Source organism: Bradyrhizobium sp. ISRA442 (genome assembly GCF_038085055.1).
Taxonomy (GTDB): Bacteria; Pseudomonadota; Alphaproteobacteria; order Rhizobiales; family Xanthobacteraceae; genus Bradyrhizobium.
In genome coordinates, this window is sequence record NZ_JALGCN010000022.1 from 96,334 (window position 1) to 122,972 (window position 26,639).

A 26,639-nucleotide genomic window follows, 5' to 3' on the forward strand; every position below is an offset into this window, starting at 1 on the left:
CGAAGCACGCAGGCCCGGAATCCATTCTACCACTTGCACTGAGGCCCGATGAATTCCGGCTCGCGCTATGCGCCCCGGAATGACGATAAGGCCTCAGCCCAAGTTCAACTCCTTGAAGAAGTCGTTGCCCTTGTCGTCGATGATGATGAAGGCCGGGAAGTCGACGACCTCGATGCGCCAGATCGCTTCCATGCCGAGCTCGGGATATTCGAGCACCTCGACCTTCTTGATGCAGTGCTCGGCGAGGTTCGCCGCCGCGCCGCCGATCGAGCCAAGATAGAAGCCGCCATACTTCTTGCAGGCCTCGCGCACGGCAGGCGCGCGATTGCCCTTGGCCACCATCACCATCGAGCCGCCGGCGGCCTGGAACTGGTCGACGAAGGAATCCATGCGGCCCGCCGTGGTCGGGCCGAACGCGCCGGAGGCGTAGCCCTCGGGCGTCTTGGCGGGGCCGGCGTAGTAGACCGGGTGGTTCTTGAAATAATCCGGAAGCGGCTCGCCCTTCTCGAGCCGCTCGCGCAGCTTGGCGTGTGCGGAGTCACGCGCGACGACCATGGTGCCAGTCATCGAGACCCGCGTCTTGATCGGATATTTCGAGAAGGTCGCCAGAATGTCCTTCATCGGTTGGTTGAGATCGATCTTGACGACTTCACCGCCGAGCGACTGCTCGACCTGCGGCAGATATTGCGCCGGGTTGTGCTCGAGCTCCTCGAGATAGACGCCGTCCCTGGTGATCTTGCCGAGCACCTGGCGGTCAGCCGAGCAGGACACGCCGAGCCCGATCGGCAGCGAAGCCCCGTGGCGCGGCATACGGATCACGCGCACGTCGTGACAGAAATATTTGCCGCCGAACTGCGCACCCACTCCCAAGCTTTGCGTCATCTTGTGGATTTCCTTTTCCATCTCGACGTCGCGGAAGGCGTTGCCGTCCGCCGAGCCGTGGGTCGGCAGCGCATCGAGATAGCGCGCGGAGGCGAGCTTCACCGTCTTCATGCAAAGCTCGGCGGAGGTGCCGCCGATCACGATGGCGAGGTGATAGGGCGGGCACGCGGCGGTGCCGAGGGTGAGGATCTTCTCCTTGAGGAAGGCGAGCAGCCGGTCCTTGGTCAGCACCGAAGGCGTCGCCTGGAACAGGAAGCTCTTGTTGGCGCTTCCGCCGCCCTTCGCCATGAACATGAACTTGTAGGCGTCGTCACCCTCGGCGTAGATCTCGCACTGCGCCGGCATGTTGTTGGCGGTGTTCTTCTCTTCATACATCGACAGCGGAGCGACCTGCGAGTAGCGCAGGTTACGGCGCAAGTAGGCATCGCGCGCGCCCTCCGACAGCGCCGCCTCGTCGTCGCCGTCGGTGATGACGTTGCAGCCCTTCTTGCCCATGATGATTGCCGTGCCGGTGTCCTGGCACATCGGCAGCACGCCGCCGGCAGCGATGTTGGCGTTCTTCAGGAAGTCGAGCGCGACGAACTTGTCGTTCGGGCTCGCCTCCGAGTCCTCCAGGATCGAACGAAGCTGCTTCAGGTGACCCGGACGCAGATAGTGGTTGATTTCGCCGAAGGCGGCCTCCGAGAGCGCCCGCAGCGCCTCGCGCGACACCACCAGCATGTCCTTGCCGAGGACCTTCTCGACCCGGACGCCCTCGCCCGTGACCTTCTTGTAGGGCGTCTCGTCCTTCCCGAGCGGGAACAGCGGTGTGTGCTTGTAGGGCGGGACGGGCTTGGACTGGTCGGGAAAGGCGGTGGGAGCGTTCATGGGTCGGTCTCGGGTTCTGGAGCCCTCGCGCGGGCTTCTGTCATAGAAGCGTTCTAAGCATTTTTGCCGTAAAGGAAAGGCGCTCTGGCGCGGCCGAAGCATGCCGATTCGGGCACCTTGGTGGCACTTTTGGTCACGGTGCAGCCTCGTGCCGGGCTCGTGCCCCCTGTCCAACACGGTCTGGCTGCACCCCTTGCACTCTGCGCGCGCCGACGATTGAATACGAACCCGAAGGGGCTTTTCATCATGACTTTGAAATTCGACGTTCGCGGCGCGATCCTGGTCGCCGCCGCAATCACCAGCCTTGTGGCTCTCGCCTCGCCGGCGCGCGCGGACCAGTGTGACGATATCGCAAAGCAGCTTGCCAGCGGCGTCGACAAACTGAAGGTCAACTTCAAGGCGGCCAACATCATCTATCTCACCCATCCAGCGGCGAAGGAGCTGTCGCTCGGCTGCCGCGCGCAGGGGCAGAATTATTCCAACGAGCTCTACGCCAAGGGCGACCGCAAGCCGACGCCGCAATTTTATGATCTGGTCGGCTCCGCAGCCGCGATCATCTTCACGCTGCCGAAGGACGACACCACCAAGGGGACCACGCGCTGCCTCAAGCGCATGGGTCTCTTCCGCGGCGACAAGGTGGCGATGCGCTACAAGCGCCTCAACATGGAATGCTCGCGCACGAAGACCGAGGCTGCGATCGCAATCACGCGGCCGAAGGACGAGTAGGCGCAAGGCACTTCTCGCGGCTGTTGGCCGCGGCCACGGTCCGTACGTGTCATGGCGCCGCGCGCCACATACTCCGTCATTGCGAGCGCAGCGAAGCAATCCAGAGTCCCTCCGCGGAAAGATTCTGGATTGCTTCGCTGCGCTCGCAATGACGAGGAGAGGTCCGTCGCCTCGCCGAAATAGCGCGATGGCGCGCGCGAAGGCCCACCAATTCCCTCGCATTTTAGCGATTCCCTTGACGGAAGCTTCGTCCCTCGCAGGTCAGTCTCCTGTTTCAATCTGTGAGGATTTGTGGATGAGCGTTTCCAGCGTTGCGCCGCCGCCGATCGCGATCGTGGTGCCGAACTACGATACGACCAAGCAGCAGGACGATCAGGCCAAAACCAAGGACAACGACCCGACCTATCAGCCGCCGCCGGCCCCGCTGCCGCCGGGTCAGGGCACCAGGATCGATCAGCTCGCCTGATCATGCCTCGCCGAGATAAGGCTGCTCGATCCGCTTGATCGGACTTGTCGCGCATTAATCCGCATCTTTGCCGGATAGCGGGTACAATGTGATGCGAGATTCGTCCGGGAATCGCGCATGATCGCACGGCTGCTGCTGCAGAATACGATCTTCGTCGTCGGAATGGGCGCGCTTCTGTTCGCGTCCGCCGGCACGATGAATTGGCCAGGGGCCTGGGTGTTGCTGATCGCCTCCACGATCCTCGGTCCGCTCTGCGGCTGGTGGCTTTACCGGCTCGATCCGGCGCTGCTCGCCGAGCGTCTCCGCCCGGTCATCCAGAAAGACCAGCCGCCCGCCGACAAGGCCTTCATGGCCGTGTTTATTCTGGTGATGCTGATCTGGCTGGTCGCGATGGGGCTCGACCGGCGCTATCTCGCCTCCGATATGCCCCTCGCCTTGCAGGCATTCGGCTTCCTGCTGTTCCTCGGCTCGACGCTGTTCACGCTGTGGGTGTTCCGCGAAAACTCGTTCGCGGCACCCGTCGTAAAGCTGCAATCCGAGCGCGCGCAGCGGGTGATCTCGACTGGGCCTTACGCCCATGTCCGCCATCCCATGTACAGCGGCATGATCCTGTTCTTCGGCGGCATGCCGTTGCTGCTGGGCTCGTGGTGGGGCCTTGCGACCGCGCCCGTCTTGCTCGCCCTGCTCGCAATCCGCATCCGGATCGAGGAGCGCACGCTGAGAGAGGGCCTGCCCGGCTATGCCGATTATGCGGCGCGGGTGCGCTACCGCCTCGTGCCCGGCATCTGGTAATTCACGCATCCAGCTCCTTGTAATGGCGGAAGATGCCCTGCTCGTTGAAGGCAATGCGGCGGTCGCTGTCGAGATAGGCCTTGACGTTCGGCCGCGCCGCAACGCGATCGCGCAAGGCGACGAGGCCGGGAATCTCATTCTCGAAGATATTCATCCGCTTTGGAAATGCGTAGCGCAAGCCGTCGACGAGCTGGAACAGCGAGAGATCGACATAGGTCAGTTTCCTCCCCGTGACGTAGACGCCGCCATTGGCGTCGAGAAGCTCCTCGAAATAGCCGAGATATTTCGGCACGCGCTCGTCCCAGAACTCAGCGGTGCGCTTCTTCGCAGCGGGCCGCGCGTCCTCGTAATAAAGCGATGGCCCGAGCGGATGATGGGTGTCGTGGATCTCCAGCACCAAATCGGCAATCGTGAGCTGAAGCTGATGCACCCAAAGCCTGCCACCTTCCGTCTTCGGCGCCAGCCCGTGGCGGGCGCCGAGATAGAGCAGGATGTTGGCGGTCTGGCCGATGACGAGCTTGCCGGCCTTGAGGAACGGCGGCGCGAAGGGCGGTGTGCCGCCCTGGCCGTTCATCATCTTCATCATGGCGCTGCTGCCGCGCGGGCCACGCGCTACATCGGCATAAGCAGCGCCCGCCTCCTCCAGCGCCAGCCGCACATATTCGCCGCGGCCCTGGATCTCAGGCCAGTAGTAGAGCTCGTATTTCATGGATGGCGTCCGTGAGCGTGAGTGCATCCGGACCAATGTAGCATTCGGCTCCCGATTCCGTCAGAGCAAGAGCGGAACCCATTCGCCACAACCTCGTCATCCAGAGTCTTTCCGCGGTAGGATTCCGGATTGCTTCGCAGAGCCTGCCATCGGGCCGCGCTACACACGGCCCCTGTGGCTCGCAATAACGATGGACACGAACTCGGCGCCTCAGTTCGACGCAAAGCAATACAGCAATCCGTCTCCGCCCGTGCTCCTCAAGTCGGCCTGAGAGCAACCACCGTCGGGGCCGCGCGAAAGGTGCGAACTGTTCCACGATTTCGATGGTTCGTCGTCGCGCAGGCCCTGTCGATCGGCATGGCCGACCACCGCTGCACCTTGCGTGCTCGACGTCCAGTTCTTGCAGGTCTTGTCATCGCCGGCGGCAAACGCCGTGCCGTCCGGCTGCGATCCCGTGAGGATGTCATGCCGGTTCGGCGTATCGCCGCGCCCGTTGATGACCTCGCCCTTCTCGCTCAGCGCCGTTTGCTTGGTGAGGTTGTTGGCGGCGCCGTGCAGATCGGCAACGTCTTTGGCGATGACCGTGCCCTTGGCGTTCTGCCACGGTCCCTTGCCGATGCGGTCGCGCGCATTGATGGCCGGCTTGCCGTCGGCGGCTTGCGTCGAGAGATAGGCGTGCCAGGTCTTGGCGCCGGCGCCGCCGGCCTGCGCGAGCTTTTGGCACTGTGCATCGGCACCTTCGAGGCCGCCGAGGTCGGCGCCCTTACCGGGACCGCTCGAGGTCACGAAGAAGGTCATGTCCACTGACTGTGCCCGCGCAGATGGCGCCGCGAGCAAGGCGAATGCGGCCACGGCGGGAGCAAGGCATAGGGATTTCGCGGATTTCTCCAAACGGGTCATCTCTTCCTCCGGTTGTGTTTATTGTTGGCTGCCTGACTTCAACCCGAGGCACGCCCTGTTATTCCGTGGGGCAAGTCGCCTCAAACAAAAAGGGCGCCGTACCGAAGCACGACGCCCCTTGTTGTTCGATCCGCCCGCGATCAGTTGGTCTGCTGGATCGCCGACAATTCCCAACCGCCGCCCGTGCGCCGAGCGAAGGTCCAGACTTCGGTGGCCTCGCTCGGCTGCTCGCTGCCGGCGACGAGCGCGCCGGTGTTGCGGTCGACCGTCTTGTCGGTCAGCGCAAAGCGCATCGCGACCGTCGCGTAGTCGGTCTCGCCCTCGCGCCAGGCTTCGGCGAGGTCGCCCTGCAGCAGCTTGACGTTAGTCGCCTTGTTGACGACGTTGCGCGCGCGGTTCTCCGCGAGGTCCTTCTCGAAATAGGAGACCATCTCCGGGGTTGCGAGCGTGTGCAGCTTGGCCACATCCTCGTTCGACCAGGCCGTCTGGGTCTCGCCGAGCAGGCGCTCGAACGCCTCATAGTCGGCCGGCTGGATTTCGAGCGGCGCATTGTTGGCGCCGAAGCCGAAGCCGCCGAGGCCGCTGCGATAGCTCGGCTGCGGGCCGGGACCGACATTAGCGCCGGCATAAGCGTGCTGCGGCGGCGCGTTGCGACGCTGCCACCACGACATCGCCAGCCGCACCACAAACACCACCAGCAGGATCTGGAGGATCAGGCCGAGGATCGACGACAGACCGCCGAGGCCACCGAACAGGCCGCCACCGAACAGCATGCCCAAGAGGCCAGCGCCGAGGAAGCCGGCCGCGAGGCCGCCCAGGAAGCCGCCGCCGCGGCCGAACAAGCCGCCGCGCGCCGGCGCGGTTGTCGGCGAGTTCATGCCTGCGCCGGGCTGGGTGTAGGTCCGGTTGAACTGGGACGTCGAACCCGGTGCGGTCGTGGTCGACGGCGGCGCCGAGTAAGTGCGCGAGCCGCGCGAGCCCGACGAGAAGCCGCCGCCGACGCGGGCGTCGGCGGACGAGATCGCGAGCGCGGTCGGCAGCGCCAGCGCCAGCACGACGGCAATCGTCTTCACGAAACTGCGGCTACGTTGCGAGAAATTCATGTGTGTTTCCCAAATCCCCGCCATGGGGAGGTGCTCTTAAGATGGGCAGCCTTGTACAAAAGTGAAGCCGGTTTCGGAACCCCCGGCTGCGGCCCTCAGTCGCGGGGATGTGGCAAAAACTCGTATTTGGAGGAGGTTTGGAGGGCGCGGAGCGGAACCGTGGTCGCAGGTTACCGGCGCCTTTGCTGCTCAGGATGAACGTTTGGTTCGCGTCCCACCGTCATTACGAGCCGCGTCCCGACGTCGTCCTGGACAAGCGAGCGGAGCGAGCGCCGATCCAGGACGACACCGCGGATTTGGCGGCATCGCCACGATCCTCACCAATGCCCTACCCCGACTTCGTCATCGTCTCCTTCACCGCCGCCACAAGCTGGCTCAGCGTGAATGGCTTTGGCAGGAAGTCGAACTGCTGGCCCTCGGGCAGGCTCTTTTCGAAGGCGTCCTCGGCGTAGCCGGAGACGAAGATGAACTTGATGGCGGGATTCTTTTCTCTCATCGCCTTGAGCAAGGTCGGGCCGTCCATCTCCGGCATCACCACGTCGGAGACGACGAGGTCGATGGCACCGCCCTGCTCCTCCAGCACCTCCATCGCCTCGACGCCGTTCTCGGCCTCGACCACGGTGTAGCCGCGTGAGCGCAGGCCGCGCGCATTCAGCGCGCGCAGGCCCTCTTCATCCTCGACCAGCAGGATGGTGCCCTGCCCGGTGAGATCGGTGCGCGGCTTCGCCTCCGCGGGCGCAGTCTCCTTCGCGGCGCCATTGGTTGCAGTCGCCGCCGCCGGCTGCTCGACCTGCGCCTCCGGCTCGGCATGGTGGCGCGGCAGGAAGATGTGGAACGAGGTGCCCTGCCCCGGCTCGGAATCGACATAGATGAAGCCGCCGGTCTGCTTGACGATGCCGTAGACGGTGGAGAGGCCGAGGCCCGTGCCCTTGCCCACTTCCTTGGTGGAGAAGAACGGCTCGAAGATCTTGTCGCGGATGTCGGCAGGGATGCCGGTGCCGGTGTCGGCGACCTCGATCCGCACATACTCCGCCGCCGGCATGCCCTTGTAGGCGAGCTTGCCCGCGTCCTCGGCGCTGACGTTGGCGGTGCGGATGATCAGCTTGCCGCCGTCGGGCATCGCGTCGCGCGCGTTCACGGCGAGATTGACGATGACCTGCTCGAACTGGGAAACGTCGACCTTGACCGGCCAGAGGTCGCGGCCGTGGATCAGGTCGAGCTTGACCTTCTCGCCGATCAGCCGGCGCAGCAGCATGGTGAGATCGGACAGCGCATCGCCGAGGTCGAGCACCTGCGGGCGCAGCGTCTGGCGCCGCGAGAACGCCAGCAACTGCCGCACCAGCGTCGCAGCGCGCGTGGCGTTCTGCTTGATCTGCATGATGTCCTGGAACGACGGATCGGTCGGCTTGTGCGCGTTCAGCAGGAAGTCGTTCGCCATCATGATGGCGGAGAGCACGTTATTGAAGTCGTGGGCGATGCCGCCGGCGAGCTGGCCGACCGTCTCCATCTTCTGCGACTGGTTGATCTGGTTTTCCAGCGCGCGCCGCTCGGTGGTCTCGAGCATGTGCACGATCGCAGCTTCAGTGTCGTTCTCGGCCGCATCGACCGGCGTCACGAAGAACTGCCCCCAGCGCTCCTTCGACCCTTCCAGCGCCACCTCGACCGGCGCGATGTCGGCTTGGCCTTCGGCGGCCTGGTTGATCGCCGCGGTCAGCAGATGCCGGTCGCGCGAATTGATGGCACGGAAGATCGACTTAGAGGCGCTGTCGAGCCCGAGGCCCTGCGCGAGCTTGGCGTAGCGCGCGTTGGCGCGGACGACATTACCGCCGCGGTCGACGGTGGCGATCGCCATCGGCGTATGGTCGAAGAAGCGCATGAAGCGCACTTCGGCAGCGCGGTCAGGATCGCTGCGCTCGTCGCGGGCGCGGCTGATGACGAGCGTGCGCGAGGGCCCGGGCGTCCCGTCGGCGCCGAAAGCGAGCTTGTGGTAGAGCCGGACCGGCATGGTCCGGCCGGTGCGCATGCGCAGATCGATGTCGAAGACTTCGGTCTTCACCTCGCCTGGCACCGCCACGATCGAGGTGAGCAGCGAGGCGCCGTCGCCGGAGACGATGTCGGTGAGCTTCAATCCGCCGGAGCCGATCTCGGCGAGATCGTAATCGAGCCAGTTCGCAAGCGTCGCATTGACGTAAGCCAGTTCGCCTGCAGGGTTGACCGAGAAGAAGCCGCAAGGCGCATGGTCGAGATATTCGATGGCGTGCTGGAGCTCCTGAAACACGTCCTCCTGGCGCTCGCGGTCGCGGGTGATGTCGGCAATCGACCACACCGCGTATTTGGCCTCGCGTTTTCCGGCGCCGAGCGGACGCACGCGCATGCGCAGCCAGCGGCCCTGACTGCCGTCGTGGCCGGAGATACGCACTTCCTCCTGCTGCCGTTTTCCTTCACGCGCCGCTTTCAGCAGACGGAATACCGCTTCCGAGACATCGGGATTGCCGATGAAGACGCGCTCGACCGGCCGCACGTCCTGCGGGCCGGTGGCGCCGGTCAGCGTCAGATAAGCGGCGTTGGAATAGACCACGTGGCCGCGTGCATCGGTGACCGCGAGCCCGTCGAAAGCGTGATCGGAGATGCGGCCGATAATGGGATCATCGAGACTGCGGTCGGCGAAGCGGATGATGCCGGCCGCGAAGGCGAACAGGTTGAACAGGCCGACCATCGCCAGGACCGCGAGGATGCCGAGGATATAGGGCTGCGCCTGCACGCGCCCGAGCGTCATCAGGCCGACGGCAACCGCGACGAGCGCCGCGGCCACCAGCAGCACGAGCGCGATGCTGCCCGAACGCGGCGCCGGCTCCTGTGCCGCAACAGGCTCGCGTGTGAGGTCGTGGTCGGTCTCGGCGGTCATCTCAAGCGGGTGCAGCCTGTCGGCAGATTACGAACGCGCCACGGGGCACGCGGGGTCCTCCCTGCCTGAATCGGACCCGCGGGCGCAAGGGCGCCAACGGCGAAAGGTACGCTGATTCCCAGATTACGGCCATTTCCGGTGCCTTGCGGGGATTTTATCCCCGTCCGGCGCCAAATCCGCGCTTCAGCCGCATGACGTAGCCGATGACTTCGGCAACCGCATGGTAGTGCTCGACCGGGATTTCCTGGTCGACCTCGACGGTGGCGTAGAGCGAGCGCGCCAGCGGCACGTTCTCGACGATCGGGATGTCGTGCTCGCGGGCGATCTCCCGGATCTTGAAGGCGAGATTGTCGACGCCCTTGGCGACACAGACCGGCGCTTGCATGCCGCGCTCATAGGACAGCGCCACCGAATAGTGGGTCGGATTGGTGATGATCACGGAGGCCTTGGGAACCGCCGCCATCATGCGCTTCTTGGCGCGCTGCTGACGGAGCTGCCTGATCTTGCCCTTGATGTGCGGGTCACCCTCGGACTGCTTGAACTCCTCCTTGATCTCCTGGAGCGACATCTTCTGCCGCTGGAACCAGCTTCGATACTGGAAGAAGTAGTCCGCGATCGCGACGATCGCGAGGGCGGCGACCACCGCGCCCAGAAGGTGGATGGTCATGCTGGTGGTGGCGCCGAGCATGGCGGACGGATCGAGCTTGACCATCGCCTCCATGCGGTGCCGCTCCGGCCACAGGACCATGGTCATGACCGCGCCGAGCGCGATCAGCTTGCCGATGCCCTTCAAGAAGTTCGCCGCCGCCTGCTTGCCGAAGATGCGCTTGAAGCCGGCGGCGGGGGAAAGCTTGCTGAACTTGGGTTTCAGGGATTCGGCGGACCAGACCAGGCGATGCTGAAGCATGTTGCCGGCAATCGCCGCCAGCGCCAGCATCAGCAGGGGCACGCCGATCGCCGCGAGCACCACGAATTCGAGCTGCTGCATCAACGCGAGCAGGCTCCTGCCGTCGGTCTTGATCATCCAGGAATTGGCGAGCAGGTTGCGCATCGGCGTGACCAGGCCGCCGCCGATCGAGCCTGAGAAGGTCGAGACCACGAGCGTGCCGCCCGCGATCACGAACCAGGTGTTGATTTCCTGACTTTTGGCGACGTCGCCACGCTCGAGCGCGTCGTCCAGACGCTTTTGCGTCGGGTCTTCTGTCTGACTCTCGGGATCGTTGTCTTCCGCCATAGATCGATCCCTCTCACTTGAGCGGCATCATCTGGTGCATGACACCGATGAAATAGTCGAGGAACGTGCCCATCATCGCCGCGATCACCACGCCGAGCACCAGGAAGCCCGCGAAAATCGACAGCGGCATGCCGACGAAATAGACCTGCATCTGCGGCATCAGCCGCGCCAGCACGCCGAGCCCGATATTGAAGACGAGGCCGAATACCAGGAACGGTCCGGAGAGCTGCAAGCCGAGGCGGAACGCGGCGGCGAAGGCGCGCGTCGCCAGCGAAGCGACGTCGCCGCTCGACACCGTCTCGCCCGGCGAGAAGATCGCGTAGCTGTCGTTCAGCGCCGCGATCACCAGGTGATGGCTGTCGGTGGCGAACAGCAGCGTCACGCCGAGCATGGTCAGGAAATTGCCGACCAGGACGCCCTGCTGCCCCTGGGTCGGATCGACCGAGGTGACGAAGCCGAGCCCCATCTGCTGTGCGATCACGGAGCCTGCGACCTGCAAGGCCGCGAGCGTCACGCGCGCGGTCGCGCCGAGCACGATGCCGATCACGATCTCGTGCAGCATCATGACCAGGAGCGGCGCGATCGAGCCCATGTCGACGTGATAGGCGTTACGATGCAAGGGTAGGATGATCAGCGTGAGCAACAGTGCGATCGACAGCTTCACCCGCGTCGGGATATTGGTCTCGCCAAGGCCCGGCAGCAGCATCACCATCGCGCCGATCCGGGCGAAGGCAAGCATGAAGGCCGCGGCGAGCGCCGGCAGCAGCGAGACGTCGATGCGCATAGTTCACGCACCTTGCCTCAGCCGCCGATGATTCGCGACGATATCCGCAGCATGTGGGCGTGGAGCGAGTCGGCCATGAACGGCAGCGCCAACAGCATCGTGGCGAAGATCGCCAGGATCTTCGGTACATAGATCAGCGTCTGCTCCTGAATCTGGGTCAGCGCCTGGAACAGCGACACGATCACACCGACCACGAGGCCGACCACCATCAGCGGCGACGACACGATTACGATCGTCCAGATGGCGTCGCGCGCGACGTCGAGGGTCTCAGGTCCGGTCATTGCTACTTCCTGGTCTTCTTGTTTGGCGTCTCGAAGTGGCGAGTAGCGAATGGCGAATAGCGAATAGAAAGCACCTACTCGCTATTCGCTATTCGCTACTCGCCATCCCCTAATCAAATCGGCATCTTCATGATATCTTCATACGCCGCGATCACGCGGTCGCGGACCGAAACCAGCGTGGAGACCGCCACGTCGGTGTCGGCGACCGCGGTGACGACGTCCATCACGTTGGCCTTGCCGGCGGCCATCGCCACCGTCTGCGCGTCGGACTTGCGGCCCGATTCCATGACGCTGCCGACAGCGTCCTTCAGAAGCGAAGCAAAGGATTGTCCGCTCGCTTCACTGCCCTTGCCGGCGCCGCTGTTTTCCAACACGCGGGCAAGATTCGCATAGGCATTGGCGGCGATCGTCGGTGAGGCCATGGCTCAGATGTCCCGTTCAGGTCTTGAGGATGTCGAGCGTGCGCTGGATCATCCGGCGCGTCGCACTGATGATGTTGAGATTGGCCTCGTAGGACCGCTGCGCGTCGCGCATGTCGGTCATTTCGACCACCGAGTTCACGTTGGGATATTTGACGTTGCCGCTGGCATCGGCCGCCGGATTGTTCGGCTCGTACTTGACGCGGAAGCTGGACTGGTCCGGCCGGATCTTGCCGAGCGTCACGACCTGCGCGTCGAGCGTGCGGTCCAGAGCGGAGGAGAAGGTCGGCACCTTGCGCCGGTACGGGTCTCCGCCGGCGGTGTGCGAGGTCGAATCCGCGTTGGCAATGTTTTCCGAGATCACGCGCATGCGCCCGGCCTGCGCGCGCAAGCCGGAGGTCGCGATCGCCATCGAGCGGGCAAAGTCACTGCTGTCGTTCGCCATGGTCAGCCTCCGTCAGGCTCCTTGTTTGAGCATGATCTCCGCGCAAACGCGTTCCGCGTTTGTCGCGAGGGAAAACCGCTGCACACTTTGCGCTAACGCGGCCCTTCGGGTCCGGATCATGCCCTAACCTTTGCCGATCGCGGTCTTGAGCAGGTGCAGGCTCTTGGAATAGAGCGAGGTCGCCGCCGCGTAGTCCATCTGGTTGCTCGCCGCCTTCATCATCTCTTCCTCGAGATTGACGGCGTTGCCCGCGGGGCGGGTCTCGAAGCCCGCATTCCTGTTCTGGTCGAAGCCTGATACCGCGCCGGAGGGCGTCATGTGGGAGGCACTGGTGCGGGTGAGCGCCAGGGGCCCCATCGACCCGGCGACGGCCCCGGTCTTGTCGAATTTCGGTTCGATCAGGTCGCGCGGCCTGAAATTGGGCGTGTCGGAATTGGAGACGTTCTCGGACAGGACACGCTGGCGTTCCTGGTGCCATTGCATCTTGGTACGAAGCGCCGAAAGCACCGGGAGGTCGTTGATGGACATCGTTGCGGCTCCTTCCGCCATTCGGATCTGTGTCCGAAGCTAGGCAGAATTTGCCGCCTGTATGGTTAACGGGTGGTTAAAGCGGCCGAGCGGACGTATCCCCCGGAATGGAACATGCGTTGCGCCCCGTAATTCTACGCCTCCCAAAAGCCGCATTAACCCAACCTCTTGGCGGCCTGCGCCGAGCCCAAGAAGTCGTTTTGGATCGGGCGATTCATGGGTTATTAAGAGTTGGGGACGGCAAAGCTTGCCGTGGGATGTTAAGAGATCGCAGTTTTTGGGGCTCGCACGCCGCTGGTCGGTGGATTCTGACCGTGGCTGGCACGTGAAAAGCGCCATTTGCCGGGGACAAGTATGCAAGGTAGCCCGATAACCTTCATCGTCGCGTTCATCGTCGTTCTGGCGTTGATCGGCGTCGCTGCGTGGCTGGTTCGGCGATTCGCCACCAGCCGGCTCGGCGCCAACACCCAGCGCGGCAGGATGCCCCGGCTTGCCGTGATCGATGCGGCCGCGGTCGATGGTCGCCGCCGCCTGGTGCTGGTCCGGCGCGACAACGTCGAGCATCTCCTGATGATCGGCGGTCCCACCGACATCGTCGTGGAGCCGAACATCGTGCGCGCCGCCCCAAGCCGCGACCAGCTTCCGCAGCGCGCCAACGTCGCCGAACCGCCCCGGCTTGCCCCGATGCCCGACACCAGCGGCTGGGCCGACGAAGTGCCGCGGCCCGAGTTGCTCGATCTCCCCGAACCGCACATGCCGGAGCCGCCGCCGCGGCCCGTACGTCCCTCCTTCGCGGACGAGGTGCGCCGGCCCGCGCCCGCGCTGGCCGAGCGTCGTAACGATCCACTCGCCGGCTTTACGCCCGAGCCAATCGCGCCGCGCCCGGAGCGCGAGCCGCGTCCCGAACCGGTTCCGCCGCGCGTTGCGCGCAGCGAGCCGATGATGCCGCGCCCGCCACGCCAGAGCGAGCCGGCGAAGGTGCCGCCGGTGCGCGCCGAACGCGCGGCCGCACCCCCGCCGCCAGTCCCGCAGGCTCCGCCTGTGCCGCCGCCGGCTCCGGTGCCGTCGAGCGCCGAGCAGAATCTCGCCGAGATGGCTCAGCGGCTCGAAGCCGCCCTGCGCCGCCCTGCCGGCGAGACCGTCGCGCCTCCGGTGGCTCCCGAGCCGCCGGCAGCGCCTCCTCCGCGCGCGGCGCGCAGCGAGCCGCCGGCGCCACCGGCCCCGGCCGCGCCCGCCAAGCCGACTGTCGAAAAGACCAGCTTTGAAAATCTCGAAGACGAGATGGCCTCGCTGCTCGGCCGTCCGAAGCCCCCTTCGTGAGCCTGCCGGCCCTCCCGCGTAGAGTTCTTTTCCTTTCTGTCCTGATCGCCGCGGCGTCGCTCGCGTCCCTTGCGCATGCGCAGGACATCAGCATCAATCTCGGCGGTCAGGGTGGCGGCGGCGTCACCGAGCGCGCGATCCAGCTCATCGCGCTGCTCACGGTGCTCTCGATCGCACCGTCGATCCTGATCATGATGACCTCGTTCACGCGCATCGTGGTCGTGCTGTCATTGCTGCGCACCGCGATGGGCACGGCGACCGCGCCGCCCAACTCGGTGATCATCGCGCTCGCGATGTTCCTCACCTTCTTCGTGATGGGGCCCGTCTTGCAAAAATCCTACGACGAGGGCATCCGCCCTCTCGTCGCAAACCAGATCGGCGTCGAGGACGCGCTCCAGCGCGCCTCCGTCCCGTTGCGCGGCTTCATGCAGAAGAACGTGCGCGAGAAGGATTTGAAACTCTTCCTCGACCTCTCCGGCGAGCCGCCGCCGGCCACGCCCGACGAGCTCGCGCTGCGCATTCTCGTCCCCGCCTTCATGATCTCCGAACTGAAACGCGCCTTCGAGATCGGCTTCCTCCTGTTCCTCCCCTTCCTGATCATCGACCTCGTCGTCGCCTCCGTGCTGATGTCGATGGGCATGATGATGCTGCCGCCGGCGACGATCTCGCTGCCGTTCAAGCTGATCTTCTTCGTGCTGGTCGACGGCTGGTCACTGGTGGCCGGAAGCCTGGTGCAGAGCTACGGAGGGTGACGGGAACAGAGGCGCGCCCATCCCGCCCGTCCTGCGAGCGCAGCGAACCACCGCAAGATCCCGCCGCGCGTCGCGCCAAGTATCGAACTTCGGCTCCCTCCTCCCCGTCGTTGCGAGGAGCCCTTGCGACAAAGCAATCCAGAGTGCCTCCGCGGAAAACATTCTGGATTGCTTCGCTTCGCTCGCAATGACGAGGATGTGACGGTGCTTCGCGCAATTCCCGCGGCGCGTCGAAGCGCCATCACGGGACGCCAGCCCTCTCCACCGTCATTGCGAGGAGCCCTTGCGACGAAGCAATCCAGACTGCTTCCGCGGAAGCATGCTGGATTGCTTCGCTTCGCTCGCAATGACGGAGGATGTGGCGGTACCTCGCGCAATTCCTGCCGCGCGTCGAAGCACCGTCGTGGGACGCCAGCCCTCCCCACGTCATTGCGAGGAGCTCTTGCGACGAAGCATCCAGAGTGTCGCCCACGGAAGGACCTCGATTGCTTTCGCGGATGATCGAGCGCCTGACTGTCGAGAGGCCGAAGGTGGCAGGGACCCTACCGCGCCATCTTGATCTGCCGCACAACCGGGATCGTCGGCAGCGAGCCGGTGTGCTCGGTCTCGTCTTTGGCCTGCGGCGCGGCCGGCGCGCGCGCGGTGGCATCGGGGAAACGCTGCTTCATCTCGCGCAGGAAGCCGTCGAGCGTGTCGACGCTGGCGGCGAGCTTGGCGATCTCGGCGAATTCGGCGCTGGACGCCGCGGCGGGCTTGCTCGCGATGTCGAAGGCGACCCGATCGGCGCTCTCGCTCATCAACGGCGCATATTTCTCGCGGAAGCGCGCAAGGCCAATCGAGTCGTCGGCGAGCGCATAGCCCACCGCGGCGCGGATCACGTCGCTCTTCTCGACCGCGTTGAGCGGCTTGAAGTCGCGAAAGCGCTCACCGTAGTAGAGCTCGATCTGCTCGGCAGATTCGCGCCAGCGCCGCGCGGCCCAGAAGATGTCCGAGCGCAGCCGGATCACCTCGCGCCCGGTGACATTGGAGACGATGTCGAGCGCGAGATCATGGCGGCCGACATCGCTCTGCGCGCGCGCTTCCAGCAGCAGGCGCTGCTGACGCAGCTCGCCGGAGAGATCGCTGATACGGCTGGCGCGCAGCGCCGAGATCGCCATGTCCGGCTTGCGGTTGGCGAGATAGACCATGGCGAGGCGCGCGGCGACCTGCGCGCGCGCCGCCCCTTCGAGGCGGTGATCGACCTGGTATTGCAGGAGTTCAGCGGCCTGATCGAGCAGATCGATCGAGGCAAGGCGGTCCGCGAGGCGGCGGATCAGCTCATCGCCGCGCCGGCCGATCGGCGTCAGCTCGCGGAACTCGTAGAACATCCCAAGCGCCTCGATCGGCGGTAAATCGTCGCCCTTGGGCCCCAAGAATACCTGCGTGAACAGTTCGGATGCGAGGTCCTGCGCCTGCCGAGAGGCCTCGGCGTTCGGCTGCAGCTTGGTTGCGGTCCGCGCCGCAGCGAGCGCATCGCGGTAGCGCCCCATCTCGGCATACATCTGCGCCAGCATCTGGAGCGTCTTCACCTCGATGGCGTCACCCCGCCAGGTCATGGACAGGACCTCGAGCTCGCGCAGCGCGTCTTCCTTGGTGATCTCGTCGCGCTTCTGCCTGAGCGCGATCTCGAGCTGCTTGGCCTCGGCCGCCGCCTGCCGGTCATTCGAGGCGACCGCAAATTTGTAGTCGTCGAGCGCATCCTTGTCGTGGCCGAGCGCCTCGGCGAGCCGGCCGCGCAGCACGGCGAAGCCGGGCGCCGCATCGGGCGGAACGCCGACCACCTCGATCTCGCTGCGGCGCTTGGAGGCGCCGGCATAGTCCTTCACCTCGAGCGCGGCGCGCATGGCATCCATCGTCACGATGCGCTGGATGTCGAGCGGCAGCGAGGCGATCGCGAACTCGACATTCTTGAACTTCTCGCGAGCATCCGCCCACTTGCCCTGGCGCGCGAAGGCGAGCGCCTTCCAGAGTTGCGAATCGTGGCTGTTGCCGATCACGGGATTGGCGAGATCCTTCAGGCCCTGCGCCGGACGGCCGATCAGGATGCTCGCGATCGCGTGCATGATCAGCGCGCCGCTCTCCTCCTTGTTCAGGGGATCGCTCAGCATGACGTCGGTGATGGCCTTGGCCTCATGATACATGCCGCGCGACATGTAGAACTGCGCGAGCTCGAGCCGCGGCAGCGAGCGCTGCGCCGGTTCGACGGCCGAGACCGCCGTGATCAAGTCGCTCTGACGCGCAATGAAGCTTTCGGACTGGCCCCTGCGCCAGCCTTCCGGACTGAAGATCGGCCGCACCGCCGTCGGCGCCCGCTCGACCGAGACGTCGACGGGCGACAACGTCAGGCCGCCCTTCTTGCCCAAAATGACCTTGTCGGACCCGACCTCGACGCCAACCTCATCGGAATTCGGCCGGATGGCGATGCCGTGCGCGGATTCCAGCAGCGAGAGATCGACGAGATCCTGACGCTTGATGAAGCCGCGGACCGGCCGCTGCGCGGTGACGACGTAGAGCGTGTCACCGGCATCGGGATCGGTAAGCTTGTGCAGCAAGCCTGGCGCGGCGAAGGGGATCGCGATGTTGGCAAGCGCCGGATCGGTGATGTTGCGCGAGATCATCAGGGGCAGCGGCGTTGCTTGAATCTTGTCGGCGAGCGTCAGCAGCCAGTTCGTCTCCTTGCCGACCTCCTCGCTGGTCAGCGAGTAGACTAGCGGACGGGTGAGACGGATGCGGACCGCCTGTCCCTTGGCGAGCGGGAGGCGGCCGACCTCGCCGATCATCGCGCCGCCCTTGGCGCGGATCGCCTCGACGTCGATCGGCTTCGATGAGTCGAACACCAGCCACACGGTGTCGCCGCGGCGGAACGCCGCTGCGGGCGTTGCCACCTGAAGCGGGAACGTCACGCGCAGACCGTCACTGTCGCGGCGTACGTCGACGCTGGCCGCCGCACCGGGCTGCGGCGCCGGCGCCTCTGTGGGAGCGGTTTTATCAGCTTCTTTGGCCGGTGCCTTCGGCACTTCCTTGTTCGGTTCCTTCGCAGCCTCTTTCTCCGCTTCCCTGGGCAAGTCGGCGGCGGCGGGCTCCGCGGGCCTGGGCGGAAGGACCGGTGCAGCTAAGGCGGTTGGAGACGCAGGAGGCTTGGGCGCTTCCGCGGCGCGCGGCGCCTCCGTGACCGCCGCCTCCATCGTGGGCTTCCGCGCTTCGGCGGGCGCCGCGTCGGCGACGGCTTCCGGCTTGCCCTCAGGCCTGATCTCGATCTTGGCGTCGCGGGCGATCGCCTCCGACGTCGGCGGCGTGATCTCGCGATGGGTCTCCTTCGGCTTCTCGGCCGCAGGCTTGTCGGCGGCCGGATGCGGCCCATGCGCGCCGGCCGGCTTTGCCTGCGCGATCACCGCCTCGGCCGTCGCGGCAGCCCTGCCCTTGTCCGGCTGGAAGGCGACGTCAACGACGTAGTTCTTCTCGTCGCGGAACGAGTGCACGTCGGCATCGCCGATCAGCGCGATGTCGACGGTGGTCTGGTCGATGTCGGCTTTCTGCTTGATCGAAGCGACGTTCGGCGGCGCGGCGACGACCGCATCGGCCAGGTCGAAATTGAGGTTGGCGTTGAAGGCGAGCGTGAGCTTCTGCTCGTTGAGCACGGAGGAGACGCCGATACCGTCAGGCATCTCGAACACGAAGCGCACGAAGGTCGGCTGCACCGATGCGCGCACGCGGATCGGCGGACGCTTCTTGGTCTCGGCCGCAGCGCGCTGGGCCCGCAACGCGCGCTCGGCGACCCGCGCGCGCTCGGCCAGTTCCTTGACCACGTCCATCGGCAGAGGCGGCGGCGGTCCTTTCCAGCCCTCCGGCAGGAGGTCGATGAAGGTGCGCTCGCCGGCATTCATGGTGTTGACGGTGACGCGCCGCGCCAGCGACAGCCGGATCGCTCCGCCATCGGGGTCACGGCGGGCGGAGTTGACGTAGTCCGGTGCGCCTTCAGGGACGCGGTCGACGGGGACGTCAACCGGCCGGTCGAAGCGGATGATGAGGATCGAGCCGGCGGTCGACACCTCGGAGGGAATATCTTCGCCGAGCTTGATCACCAGACGGGCAAAGCCGCCCGCGGCCGAAAAGGTCGCCTCGCCCCGGATCGAATCGACGGCGCGGGCGGCCGGATTCAGGCCAATCAGAAAGCAAGCCGCAAGCGCAGGAGCCAAAAGGGCATGACGCAGCAGAGCTCGTGCCAGCGCGCGGGCTCGCGACACAAATCCGGCGGCAGCCTTCTGCGCCATTGGCAGCATTTCTTCCGGGTTCGACGGTCCTTGCCGGCACTGGTGCCGGCCGTGCCTTCGAATGTAGGTTTTGCCAATTAAGGACTTGTTAATGCTGTCTTGACGAACTGGCTTGGCGCAAGAATTCGCGGCGGTTGGCTTGCGAACTCTAGCGTTCGCGCGCCGAATTCGCGGAACAGGCGCTTAAAGGTCTATTAACACTCTGCCGTCGTCCCGCCGCAGGCGCTGCATTGCGACCGCCCGGCCGTCACGGCATCGCGGGGGCATTGCAAACTGCGGCAAAACTGCGAAACATCCACTAATTCTGCCTGCGGACGAATTCCGCCGCGGCGGAATTTTCCTGCGCAGAAACCTTGCCGTCGGCTTCGTCCGAGGGCAGCACTATGTGCTGATGGTTCAACGTGGCTGTCCAGGCGTACGTCATTGCAATGATAAGCAGACGGTTGACGGCCTCGATCGCGCGTTCCGCTGCGGACGAGCACGGATTCATTGCTCCCTCCCGCGACGCTGATTGCGGACATCCCAAGCTAGGACAATCCGTCCAAGGCAAGTGTATTTCAGTTCACACTTGCACGCGTCAACTCATCGCATCCTTACAAGATGAGGTTCGCATCCACTGCAGCCGCAGCGCGAGCGGCTGCACATGCGCGGCGCACGCTGCGCACTCGGCAAGCTTGATAGGTTGCCGCGCGCGTCCATACAACCGTCGAGCCGTTGCGGACGATGCGCGACTCAGACTGCATTGATGATGTCGCCGCGACGCAAATTCGGATTGGTCAGGTTGGGGGTCGATCGATGCGCGGAGAAGCAAACTGCACCGTGTGCAGTCGAGCGAGAGCACTGGTGGCCATTATTCCAGTGTCTCGCGGATATGCCATGAAGCTCTATGAATGTGCCGATTGCCACAGCACGCTCAATCTCGTGACCCGCGTCACGAAGGCGGCGGTTGTCAGGCAACAATTGAAGACGACGCTACCCAGCAAGTCTTGCTCCAATGAGACTTGGCCCAACAAGACGTGGCTCAACATGACGACTGCCAAGCTTGCCGCACAGAGCGGTCAGCCGCGGCGGGCGAAGTAGACGCGCCAGGGTCAGTTCGGCTTTTGCGTCGGCTTGCCGTCGATCTTGGGGAGATCGGCGGCGGACGCAGATTGATCGCCGCCGCCGGCACGGCGCGCCATTTCGACCGTCAGCCGCTCGGCGGCTTCGGGCGACATCAGGCCCATGATGTCCGACATCTTTCGCGGCGCGATCTGCGAGGCGATCTCGATCAGCACGCTCATCTCGAGCCGGTCGAACACCCGTGCGGCATCCTTCGGCTTCATGCCCTCATACATGGTGACGAGGCCCTTCATGCGCTGGGCTTCGGCAGCCTTCTGTTCGGCCGCAGTCGCGGAGATGCGGGATTCCACCGCCTTCATCTCCTCGACCTTGGATTCGATTCGCTTCTCGGCCGACTTCAGCAAGCTCTCGCGGATGTCGATCTCGCGCTGGCGCGACTCGATCTCCTGGCGGCGCGCCTGCAGGCGCTCGAGGATGGCGCGCTCCGAGGCCGAGACCGGTGCCTGGTTCTCCTCCAGCTTGACCGCAGTACCTTCCGGCTTGGTCTCGGGCGCGGCGGGCTTGGGAGCCTCTTTCGGCGCCCCATGCGTCGAGCCCGTGATATCAGGGTCCTCGCGCCCCGTCGGGAAATTCAGATTCTCCTCAGCCCAGGATTTCCTGGTGGGATTCGGCTGATAGTCGAACACATAGCCGCCGTTGAGCACGAGGCCCGCCACCTTCAGCATGGCGAGACCTGCGACCGCAACCAGCACGACGGGAATGACGCGGATGTTACGAAAGGACTTCATACCTTCACTTTATGCGGCGAGACCGTTGGACTTTCTGCGCTCGGAGAACGCTTCGGCCGCCGCGGCCACCGCCTTCGCCGATGACGGCTTGGCCGCCGGCGCGGCGATCGTCTCCGGATTGGTGACGGGTCGCGCGGCGATCGCGATCTTGGAGAGGCGGCGCACCACGTTGTCGGCCTCGCCGAGCTGCTTGTAGAGCTGGTCAGACATCTGCGTCGCGGCCGCGAGCTGGCTGCCGAGGTTCTCGTTGACGTCGCGCACGGCGAGCTTCAGCCCGCCGATCGCGCGCTCGGCAATTTCCGTCGCGGTGATCAGCTCGGCGATCACCGCCTTCAGCGAATGCTCATCCGCCTTCAGCCGCGTCAGCCGCTTGTTGAGCAGGATGCAGTAGCCGATCGTCAGCATCAGCAGGATAGCCACCAGCGTCTCGATCGCCATTCCCAGGGAGTGGTTCATGGGGCCTCCATCATCTTGTTCTGTTCGTCCACCTTCTCGAACATCGCAAGTGTCGTACCTGGCTTGCGCAGGGGTTTCGTCACGCGGATCGCAACGCGGTCGCCGACCCGCCCCATCCGCCCCTCGGTGAGCATGACGTTGCCGCAGCGCACGGTCACATTGGCGTCGGCGCGCATTTCGAGCGGCAGCGTGTCACCGACTTTCAGCCGCATGAGCTGCTTGAGCGGAATGTCCGCCTCGTAGAGCACGGCATCGACGGAGATCGCGGCCTGCACGATCTCGGTGGCGAAATGGCCTTCCCAAACCGGGTCGCGGCCGAACTTTTCGCCCATGAACATCTGGAGCAGGACGCCCCGGATCGGCTCGATGGTTGCGTAGGGCAGCAACAGCTCGATGTTGCCGCCGCGATCTTCCATGTCGATGCGCAGGCGCACCAGGATCGCGGCATTCGCAGGCCGGCTGATCGCGGCAAAGCGCGGATTGGTCTCCAGCCGGTCGATCGTGAAAGTCACCGGCGACAGCGGCCGGAACGCCTGCTCGGCGTCGGTCAGCACCACCTGAACCAGCCGTTTCACCAGCTCGGTCTCGATCGTGGTGTAGGGACGGCCCTCGATGCGGAGCTGGCTCGTGCCACGGCGGCCGCCGAGCAACACGTCGATCATCGAATAGATCAGGTTGGAATCGACCGTGGCCATTCCAAAATTTTCCCACTCCTCGGCCTTGAACACCGAGAGCACGGCAGGCAGCGGGATCGAGTTCATATAGTCGCCGAAGCGGACCGAGGTGATGCGGTCGAGCGAGACTTCGACGTTGTCGGAAGTGAAATTGCGCAAGCTTGTCGTCAACAGCCGCACCAGGCGGTCGAAGACGATTTCGAGCATCGGCAGGCGCTCGTAGGAGACCATCGCCGAATCGATGATCGCGCGGATGCCGGAATGGTCGTCGAGCGCAACGTCGCCGACGGTGAAGCCGAGGAGATTGTCGATCTCCTCCTGCGACAGCACGCGTTCGCCGCTGTTCTTGCCGTTGCCGAGATCGCGACTGCCGTCCTCGACCATGGCCGCCCATTGCAGGGCCATGGTTTCCGATAGTTCGTTCTCGGCAGCAGCCTTCGCGGCCTCCGCGGGATCCTCGGAATCAAGCGAGGCCTCCCACTGGGCGGCTATGGCATCCTGGTCGACTGGATCGTTGCCCGCCATGGCGCTAGCCCATCAGCCTCACTGCACCACGACTTCCTTGAACAGCACCGCGCTGACCTGGATCGGCGCGACCGCCGCATTGACGCGCTTGGTCAGCTCTTCCTTGAGGCGGAAGATACCGGCCGAGCCGTTGAGGTCGGAGGGGCGCAATTCCCGGACATAGGTCTGGAAGATGTCGGTGACGCGCGGCATCGTCGGCTTGATCGCCTCGATCTGCTTCTCTTCCTTCAACTCCAGCACGATCTTCAGCCGCAGATATTGCACGCGCTCGCCGGGAGCGCCGGCGAGATTGACCATCATGTCGGGGACGTCGACAAAGGCCGGCGGCTTCGGCGGCGGCGCCGCCTCGGCATGATGCTCGTCGTCACCATGGCGGAAGAAGAAGAACCAGCTCGCAGCGCCGGCGCCGAGGACGGCGAGCAAGCCGACGGCCATGATGATCAGCTTGAGCTTGTTCTTCGGTGCAGCGGCTTCCGCGCCCTCGGCGGCTGCGCCGCCTTCCGCTTCATTCTCTGCCATGGTCGCCGCGCCCGCTCATCTCTTAAAGGGTCGAAAGAGCGAAGCCTCCTGGCAGACAGTGACGCGATACAAATGCCCCAGCGCAACGCGCTCCTCTTACGCGCAAACGCTACGGTAATAATGGTTAACGGAACCTTTCAATTGGCCCGGCGCTAGGAAAAATCTGCCGGGTAAACATGGTCAACAGAACCTTTCTGCCGCCCCTCAGCGCCTCCGAAAAACTTACAAGCCATTGTAATCGCAAAATTTTATGAGTTGGCACGGCTTTCGCTGAGAGAGGACCGAGACCCGATGGTTTGGGAGAGCCCGACGGTCTCGTTCACGGGGTCCACCGAGGCGCTTGGGAGAGCGACGAGGCGGGCTTCACTCAGGGGAGATCTATCCGATGCAGAACGCGCTTCTGATCGGCCTGTCACGGCAGATGACGTTGGAACGGCAGATGGATGTCATCGCCAACAACGTCGCCAATGCCAACACCAACGGCTTCAAGGCCGATCATTCGCTGTTCGAGGAGTATCTCAACTCGAACGCGCGTGAGGACAATTTCCTCAGCTCCGACCGCCGCGTCTCCTATGTGCAGGATCGCGGCACCTTCCGCGACATCGCCCAGGGGCCGATGGAGCCGACCAACAACCCGCTCGATATGGCGGTGGACGGCAACGCCTATTTCGCCGTGCAGGCCAATGGCGCCGAGCGTTACACCCGCGACGGCAAATTCTCGCTCAACAGCACCGGCCAGCTCGTCACGTCCGACGGCAACCTCGTGCTCGGCACCAGCGGCCCGATCACCTTCCAGCCGACCGACCATGACATCAACGTCGCGCCCGACGGAACGATCACTGTGCTCGAGGGCACGGCCCGCACCGATTCGATCCGCGGCAAGATCCGCATGGTGTCATTCGACGACCCGACGAAGCTGACCAAGCTTGGCGCCAACCTCTATGACGCCGGCGGCGCCACCCAGCAGGCCGACACCAAGTCCGCCGTACGCCAGGGCTACATCGAGAAGTCGAACGTGAACGCGGTCGGCGAGATGGGCCGCATGGTCGAGGTGATGCGAAGCTACACCGCGATCGCCAACCTGCTGCAGCAGCAGAGCGACCTCCACAAATCGGCGATCGAGAAGCTCGCCGACGTTCCGGCCTGAATAGGGGAGTACTGACATGCAGGCGCTTCACACCGCAGCGACCGGAATGGCGGCACAGGAACTTAACGTTCAGGTGATCTCCAACAACATCGCCAACCTGCGCACCACCGGCTTCAAGAAGCAGACGGCGGCGTTCCAGGACCTGATCTACGAGCACATCCGCCGCGTCGGCGCACAGTCGTCGGACCAGGGCACCATCCTGCCCGTCGGCGTCGACATCGGCGGCGGCGTCAAGACCGTCGGCACGCCGCGCAGCATGACGCAAGGCACGCTGTCGCAGACCGGCAACGACCTAGACCTCGCGATCTCGGGCGAAGGCTTTTTCAAGATCCTGATGCCCGACGGTACCTACCAGTACACCCGCGACGGCACCTTCCAGATGGACAATCAGGGCCGCATCGTCACCGCGCAGGGCAACCCGGTGCAGCCGACGATCACGATCCCGAACAACGCGTCGGGCCTCACCGTCAACGTGCAGGGCCAGGTCTCGGTGACGCTGCCGGGCTCGTCGAGTTCGACCATTCTCGGCCAGATCGGCCTGACCCGCTTCATCAACAAGGCCGGCCTGCAGCCGGTCGGCAGCAACCAGTTCACCGAGACCCCCTCCTCCGGTCCGCCCCAGGACGGCACCGCGACCGCCGAGGGTTACGGCAACATCACGCAAGGCAGCCTCGAGCAGGCCAATGTCGACGTCGTCTCGGAGATGAGCGACCTGATCGCGGCCCAGCGCGCCTACGAGATGAACGCCAAGGTGATCAGCGCCGCCGACCAGATGATGCAATCGACCACGGCGCTGTTCCGCTGAGGTGATGACGATGATCCATAAGATGGCCGCCAAAATCACCGCTCGGCTCCCTTCCCCCTTGCGGGGAAGGGCTGGGGAAGGGGGTAGCCACAAGCTTCGCTCTCGCCTGAGGCTACCCCCCTCCCTGCCCCTCCCCCGCAAGGGGGGAGGGAACGGATATGGCCTGCCGTGCGGCTTGTTCGCCGTTGCGCTTTCCGCCCTGCTCGCGCTGGCGTTGCCGGCGCGGGCCGCCGACGACGCGATCGTCGCGCCGACGCTGCGCGCGAGCGTCACCGTCACCGCCGACGTGGTGCGGGTCGGCGACCTCATCGACAATGCCGGCTCGACCGCAATGATCCCGGTGTACCGCTCGCCCGATCTCGGCACCACCGGCGCATTGCCGGTCGCCCAGGTCTTGTCGGTGCTGCGCGCAAAACAGGTGATTGGGGTGATGACCGGCGAGATCAAGGAGGTCTCGGTCACGCGGCTCGCCCGCACCTTCGCCAACAAGGACCTCGAGAACGCGGTCGCCTCGGCGCTGGAGCGCCGCTTTGGCCTCGGCGATGCCGCCAACATCACCGTCACCTTCGACCGCGGCGTTTCTGAGCTGCGGCTCGATGCCTCCAACACCGGCGCGCTGCAGCCGGTCGCGACCCGCTACGACGCGCGCAGCGGCCGTTTCGACCTGACCTTCGAGATCAACAACGACAACAATCCGGCTCCGACCAAGCTGCGCTTCACCGGCACCGCGATCGAGACCGTCGAGGTCGCCGTGCTCACGCGAGACATCGACCGCGCCGAGCTGCTCAAATCCTCCGACATCGTGCTGGAGCGCCGGCCGAAGGCGGATGTCACCGGCGAGCCCGCCTTGCGCGACCGCACGATCGGCATGCAGCTCCGCCGGCCGATGCGGGCGGGCACGCCGATCCGCGTCGCCGACATCGTCAAGCCCGACTTCGTGCAGCGCGACCAGAACGTCACCATCATCTACCAGGTGCCCGGCCTCTATCTCACCACGCGCGGCAAGGCGATCGAGAGCGGCGCCGAAGGCGACACCGTCAGCGTCCTTAACGTGCAGTCCAAGCGCACGCTGACTGGCATCGTCACCGGCCGCGGCCAGGTCACGGTGCAGGGCGCAAGCCAGGCCGCACCGATGCCGCCGGCAGTCGAGCAGACCTCCTCGCTGCCCCGTGACCGGTCGGCGCCCGTCGCCCTTGCCCAAAGCCAGATTTCGCCAGCTCCAGCCAAGTCAGAGTAAGTC

The 26,639-nt window shown here is 65.0% G+C and carries 26 protein-coding genes; 9 read left to right on the forward strand and 17 right to left on the reverse strand.

Going from position 1 to position 26,639, the window contains the following annotated elements; all coding sequences use genetic code 11:
* Positions 1–93 precede the first annotated feature (93 nt).
* Positions 94–1,749, reverse strand: a complete 1,656-nt coding sequence (locus MTR72_RS32425; protein ID WP_341511827.1) for a fumarate hydratase — start codon at positions 1,747–1,749, stop codon at positions 94–96.
* Between the two features lie 246 nt (positions 1,750–1,995).
* On the opposite strand from MTR72_RS32425, the gene MTR72_RS32430 reads away from it, so the two are divergent.
* The 3 genes from MTR72_RS32430 (at position 1,996) to MTR72_RS32440 (ending at position 3,733) form a co-directional block, all read left to right on the forward strand.
* Positions 1,996–2,475 carry a hypothetical protein gene (locus MTR72_RS32430; RefSeq protein WP_280969948.1) on the forward strand — a complete coding sequence of 160 codons (480 nt, stop codon included), beginning with the start codon at positions 1,996–1,998 and terminating at the stop codon, positions 2,473–2,475.
* A 295-nt stretch (positions 2,476–2,770) separates the two neighbouring features.
* Positions 2,771–2,941 carry a hypothetical protein gene (locus tag MTR72_RS32435; protein ID WP_341511828.1) on the forward strand — a complete coding sequence of 57 codons (171 nt, stop codon included), beginning with the start codon at positions 2,771–2,773 and terminating at the stop codon, positions 2,939–2,941.
* A 117-nt stretch (positions 2,942–3,058) separates the two neighbouring features.
* On the forward strand, positions 3,059–3,733 hold the full coding sequence (locus MTR72_RS32440; protein WP_341511829.1) for a methyltransferase family protein: 675 nt from the start codon (positions 3,059–3,061) through the stop codon (positions 3,731–3,733).
* A gap of 1 nt (position 3,734) precedes the next feature.
* Here the strand turns inward: MTR72_RS32440 and MTR72_RS32445 are convergent, their stop codons facing one another.
* The 10 genes from MTR72_RS32445 to flgB form a co-directional block, all read right to left on the reverse strand.
* On the reverse strand, positions 3,735–4,442 hold the full coding sequence (locus MTR72_RS32445) for a glutathione S-transferase (protein ID WP_341511830.1): 708 nt from the start codon (positions 4,440–4,442) through the stop codon (positions 3,735–3,737).
* A 210-nt stretch (positions 4,443–4,652) separates the two neighbouring features.
* Complete coding sequence (locus MTR72_RS32450; protein WP_341511831.1) at positions 4,653–5,342, reverse strand: lectin; 690 nt, start codon at positions 5,340–5,342, stop codon at positions 4,653–4,655.
* A gap of 140 nt (positions 5,343–5,482) precedes the next feature.
* On the reverse strand, positions 5,483–6,469 hold the full coding sequence (locus MTR72_RS32455) for a Tim44 domain-containing protein (RefSeq protein WP_341511832.1): 987 nt from the start codon (positions 6,467–6,469) through the stop codon (positions 5,483–5,485).
* Positions 6,470–6,773: 304 nt separating this feature from the next.
* On the reverse strand, positions 6,774–9,350 hold the full coding sequence (gene cckA / locus MTR72_RS32460) for a cell cycle histidine kinase CckA (protein WP_341511833.1): 2,577 nt from the start codon (positions 9,348–9,350) through the stop codon (positions 6,774–6,776).
* A gap of 154 nt (positions 9,351–9,504) precedes the next feature.
* Positions 9,505–10,584 (reverse strand): flagellar biosynthesis protein FlhB, encoded by a 1,080-nt coding sequence (gene flhB / locus MTR72_RS32465; protein ID WP_280969941.1) that lies wholly within the window; start codon positions 10,582–10,584, stop codon positions 9,505–9,507.
* A gap of 13 nt (positions 10,585–10,597) precedes the next feature.
* Positions 10,598–11,368, reverse strand: coding sequence for a flagellar biosynthetic protein FliR (gene fliR, locus MTR72_RS32470; RefSeq protein WP_280969940.1), 771 nt, complete (start codon positions 11,366–11,368; stop codon positions 10,598–10,600).
* Positions 11,369–11,385: 17 nt separating this feature from the next.
* A complete protein-coding gene (gene fliQ, locus MTR72_RS32475; RefSeq protein ID WP_011088555.1) occupies positions 11,386–11,649 on the reverse strand; it encodes a flagellar biosynthesis protein FliQ in 264 nt (87 codons plus the stop codon).
* A gap of 113 nt (positions 11,650–11,762) precedes the next feature.
* Positions 11,763–12,071 carry a flagellar hook-basal body complex protein FliE gene (gene fliE, locus MTR72_RS32480; RefSeq protein WP_008142413.1) on the reverse strand — a complete coding sequence of 103 codons (309 nt, stop codon included), beginning with the start codon at positions 12,069–12,071 and terminating at the stop codon, positions 11,763–11,765.
* Between the two features lie 16 nt (positions 12,072–12,087).
* Complete coding sequence (gene flgC / locus MTR72_RS32485; RefSeq protein ID WP_280969938.1) at positions 12,088–12,513, reverse strand: flagellar basal body rod protein FlgC; 426 nt, start codon at positions 12,511–12,513, stop codon at positions 12,088–12,090.
* A 123-nt stretch (positions 12,514–12,636) separates the two neighbouring features.
* Positions 12,637–13,041 (reverse strand): flagellar basal body rod protein FlgB, encoded by a 405-nt coding sequence (gene flgB, locus MTR72_RS32490; RefSeq protein ID WP_341511834.1) that lies wholly within the window; start codon positions 13,039–13,041, stop codon positions 12,637–12,639.
* 354 nt (positions 13,042–13,395) lie between these two features.
* Between flgB and MTR72_RS32495 the strand changes: the two genes are divergently transcribed.
* Both MTR72_RS32495 and fliP read left to right on the forward strand, forming a co-directional pair.
* Entirely contained in the window at positions 13,396–14,361 is a 966-nt protein-coding gene (locus tag MTR72_RS32495; RefSeq protein ID WP_341511835.1) for a flagellar biosynthetic protein FliO, read from the forward strand.
* Positions 14,358–15,113: a flagellar type III secretion system pore protein FliP gene (gene fliP / locus MTR72_RS32500; protein WP_341511836.1), complete on the forward strand. Its 756-nt coding sequence runs from the start codon at positions 14,358–14,360 to the stop codon at positions 15,111–15,113. Before MTR72_RS32495 ends, fliP begins: the two co-directional genes overlap by 4 nt.
* Before the next feature lie 542 nt (positions 15,114–15,655).
* Here fliP and MTR72_RS32505 read toward each other — a convergent pair.
* Together MTR72_RS32505 and MTR72_RS32510 are read right to left on the reverse strand one after the other, a co-directional pair.
* On the reverse strand, positions 15,656–19,423 hold the full coding sequence (locus MTR72_RS32505) for a tetratricopeptide repeat protein (protein WP_341511837.1): 3,768 nt from the start codon (positions 19,421–19,423) through the stop codon (positions 15,656–15,658).
* A gap of 298 nt (positions 19,424–19,721) precedes the next feature.
* A complete protein-coding gene (locus tag MTR72_RS32510; protein ID WP_280969932.1) occupies positions 19,722–19,913 on the reverse strand; it encodes a hypothetical protein in 192 nt (63 codons plus the stop codon).
* Between the two features lie 386 nt (positions 19,914–20,299).
* Here MTR72_RS32510 and MTR72_RS32515 point away from each other — a divergent pair, with 386 nt between their 5' ends.
* Entirely contained in the window at positions 20,300–20,503 is a 204-nt protein-coding gene (locus MTR72_RS32515) for a hypothetical protein (protein ID WP_280969931.1), read from the forward strand.
* 11 nt (positions 20,504–20,514) lie between these two features.
* On the opposite strand, the gene MTR72_RS32520 is transcribed toward MTR72_RS32515, so the two are convergent.
* From MTR72_RS32520 to fliL, 4 genes are read right to left on the reverse strand one after another with little or no spacing between them, the layout of a single operon-like run.
* Positions 20,515–21,273 (reverse strand): MotE family protein, encoded by a 759-nt coding sequence (locus MTR72_RS32520; RefSeq protein ID WP_280969930.1) that lies wholly within the window; start codon positions 21,271–21,273, stop codon positions 20,515–20,517.
* Between the two features lie 9 nt (positions 21,274–21,282).
* Positions 21,283–21,729, reverse strand: a complete 447-nt coding sequence (locus MTR72_RS32525; protein WP_279376784.1) for a DUF6468 domain-containing protein — start codon at positions 21,727–21,729, stop codon at positions 21,283–21,285.
* Entirely contained in the window at positions 21,726–22,928 is a 1,203-nt protein-coding gene (gene fliM / locus MTR72_RS32530; protein WP_280969929.1) for a flagellar motor switch protein FliM, read from the reverse strand. Before fliM ends, MTR72_RS32525 begins: the two co-directional genes overlap by 4 nt.
* A gap of 18 nt (positions 22,929–22,946) precedes the next feature.
* Positions 22,947–23,447 carry a flagellar basal body-associated protein FliL gene (gene fliL / locus MTR72_RS32535; protein ID WP_280969928.1) on the reverse strand — a complete coding sequence of 167 codons (501 nt, stop codon included), beginning with the start codon at positions 23,445–23,447 and terminating at the stop codon, positions 22,947–22,949.
* Between the two features lie 385 nt (positions 23,448–23,832).
* On the opposite strand from fliL, the gene flgF reads away from it, so the two are divergent.
* The 3 genes from flgF (at position 23,833) to flgA (ending at position 26,636) form a co-directional block, all read left to right on the forward strand.
* Positions 23,833–24,594, forward strand: coding sequence for a flagellar basal-body rod protein FlgF (flgF, locus tag MTR72_RS32540; protein WP_280969927.1), 762 nt, complete (start codon positions 23,833–23,835; stop codon positions 24,592–24,594).
* 16 nt (positions 24,595–24,610) lie between these two features.
* Entirely contained in the window at positions 24,611–25,399 is a 789-nt protein-coding gene (gene flgG, locus MTR72_RS32545; protein WP_279376780.1) for a flagellar basal-body rod protein FlgG, read from the forward strand.
* A 175-nt stretch (positions 25,400–25,574) separates the two neighbouring features.
* Positions 25,575–26,636, forward strand: coding sequence for a flagellar basal body P-ring formation chaperone FlgA (flgA, locus tag MTR72_RS32550; protein WP_341511838.1), 1,062 nt, complete (start codon positions 25,575–25,577; stop codon positions 26,634–26,636).
* Positions 26,637–26,639: the final 3 nt, after the last annotated feature.

What these genes read in the sequence shown, in the direction of transcription:
- MTR72_RS32425 (WP_341511827.1), bottom strand. Translation starts at nt 1,749, where the DNA reads ATGAACGCTCCCACCGCCTTTCCCGACCAGTCCAAGCCCGTCCCGCCC.
- MTR72_RS32430 (WP_280969948.1), top strand. Translation starts at nt 1,996, where the DNA reads ATGACTTTGAAATTCGACGTTCGCGGCGCGATCCTGGTCGCCGCCGCA.
- MTR72_RS32435 (WP_341511828.1), top strand. Translation starts at nt 2,771, where the DNA reads ATGAGCGTTTCCAGCGTTGCGCCGCCGCCGATCGCGATCGTGGTGCCG.
- MTR72_RS32440 (WP_341511829.1), top strand. Translation starts at nt 3,059, where the DNA reads ATGATCGCACGGCTGCTGCTGCAGAATACGATCTTCGTCGTCGGAATG.
- MTR72_RS32445 (WP_341511830.1), bottom strand. Translation starts at nt 4,442, where the DNA reads ATGAAATACGAGCTCTACTACTGGCCTGAGATCCAGGGCCGCGGCGAA.
- MTR72_RS32450 (WP_341511831.1), bottom strand. Translation starts at nt 5,342, where the DNA reads ATGACCCGTTTGGAGAAATCCGCGAAATCCCTATGCCTTGCTCCCGCC.
- MTR72_RS32455 (WP_341511832.1), bottom strand. Translation starts at nt 6,469, where the DNA reads ATGGCGGGGATTTGGGAAACACACATGAATTTCTCGCAACGTAGCCGC.
- cckA (WP_341511833.1), bottom strand. Translation starts at nt 9,350, where the DNA reads ATGACCGCCGAGACCGACCACGACCTCACACGCGAGCCTGTTGCGGCA.
- flhB (WP_280969941.1), bottom strand. Translation starts at nt 10,584, where the DNA reads ATGGCGGAAGACAACGATCCCGAGAGTCAGACAGAAGACCCGACGCAA.
- fliR (WP_280969940.1), bottom strand. Translation starts at nt 11,368, where the DNA reads ATGCGCATCGACGTCTCGCTGCTGCCGGCGCTCGCCGCGGCCTTCATG.
- fliQ (WP_011088555.1), bottom strand. Translation starts at nt 11,649, where the DNA reads ATGACCGGACCTGAGACCCTCGACGTCGCGCGCGACGCCATCTGGACG.
- fliE (WP_008142413.1), bottom strand. Translation starts at nt 12,071, where the DNA reads ATGGCCTCACCGACGATCGCCGCCAATGCCTATGCGAATCTTGCCCGC.
- flgC (WP_280969938.1), bottom strand. Translation starts at nt 12,513, where the DNA reads ATGGCGAACGACAGCAGTGACTTTGCCCGCTCGATGGCGATCGCGACC.
- flgB (WP_341511834.1), bottom strand. Translation starts at nt 13,041, where the DNA reads ATGTCCATCAACGACCTCCCGGTGCTTTCGGCGCTTCGTACCAAGATG.
- MTR72_RS32495 (WP_341511835.1), top strand. Translation starts at nt 13,396, where the DNA reads ATGCAAGGTAGCCCGATAACCTTCATCGTCGCGTTCATCGTCGTTCTG.
- MTR72_RS32505 (WP_341511837.1), bottom strand. Translation starts at nt 19,423, where the DNA reads ATGGCGCAGAAGGCTGCCGCCGGATTTGTGTCGCGAGCCCGCGCGCTG.
- MTR72_RS32510 (WP_280969932.1), bottom strand. Translation starts at nt 19,913, where the DNA reads ATGAATCCGTGCTCGTCCGCAGCGGAACGCGCGATCGAGGCCGTCAAC.
- MTR72_RS32515 (WP_280969931.1), top strand. Translation starts at nt 20,300, where the DNA reads ATGAAGCTCTATGAATGTGCCGATTGCCACAGCACGCTCAATCTCGTG.
- MTR72_RS32520 (WP_280969930.1), bottom strand. Translation starts at nt 21,273, where the DNA reads ATGAAGTCCTTTCGTAACATCCGCGTCATTCCCGTCGTGCTGGTTGCG.
- MTR72_RS32525 (WP_279376784.1), bottom strand. Translation starts at nt 21,729, where the DNA reads ATGAACCACTCCCTGGGAATGGCGATCGAGACGCTGGTGGCTATCCTG.
- fliM (WP_280969929.1), bottom strand. Translation starts at nt 22,928, where the DNA reads ATGGCGGGCAACGATCCAGTCGACCAGGATGCCATAGCCGCCCAGTGG.
- fliL (WP_280969928.1), bottom strand. Translation starts at nt 23,447, where the DNA reads ATGGCAGAGAATGAAGCGGAAGGCGGCGCAGCCGCCGAGGGCGCGGAA.
- flgF (WP_280969927.1), top strand. Translation starts at nt 23,833, where the DNA reads ATGCAGAACGCGCTTCTGATCGGCCTGTCACGGCAGATGACGTTGGAA.
- flgG (WP_279376780.1), top strand. Translation starts at nt 24,611, where the DNA reads ATGCAGGCGCTTCACACCGCAGCGACCGGAATGGCGGCACAGGAACTT.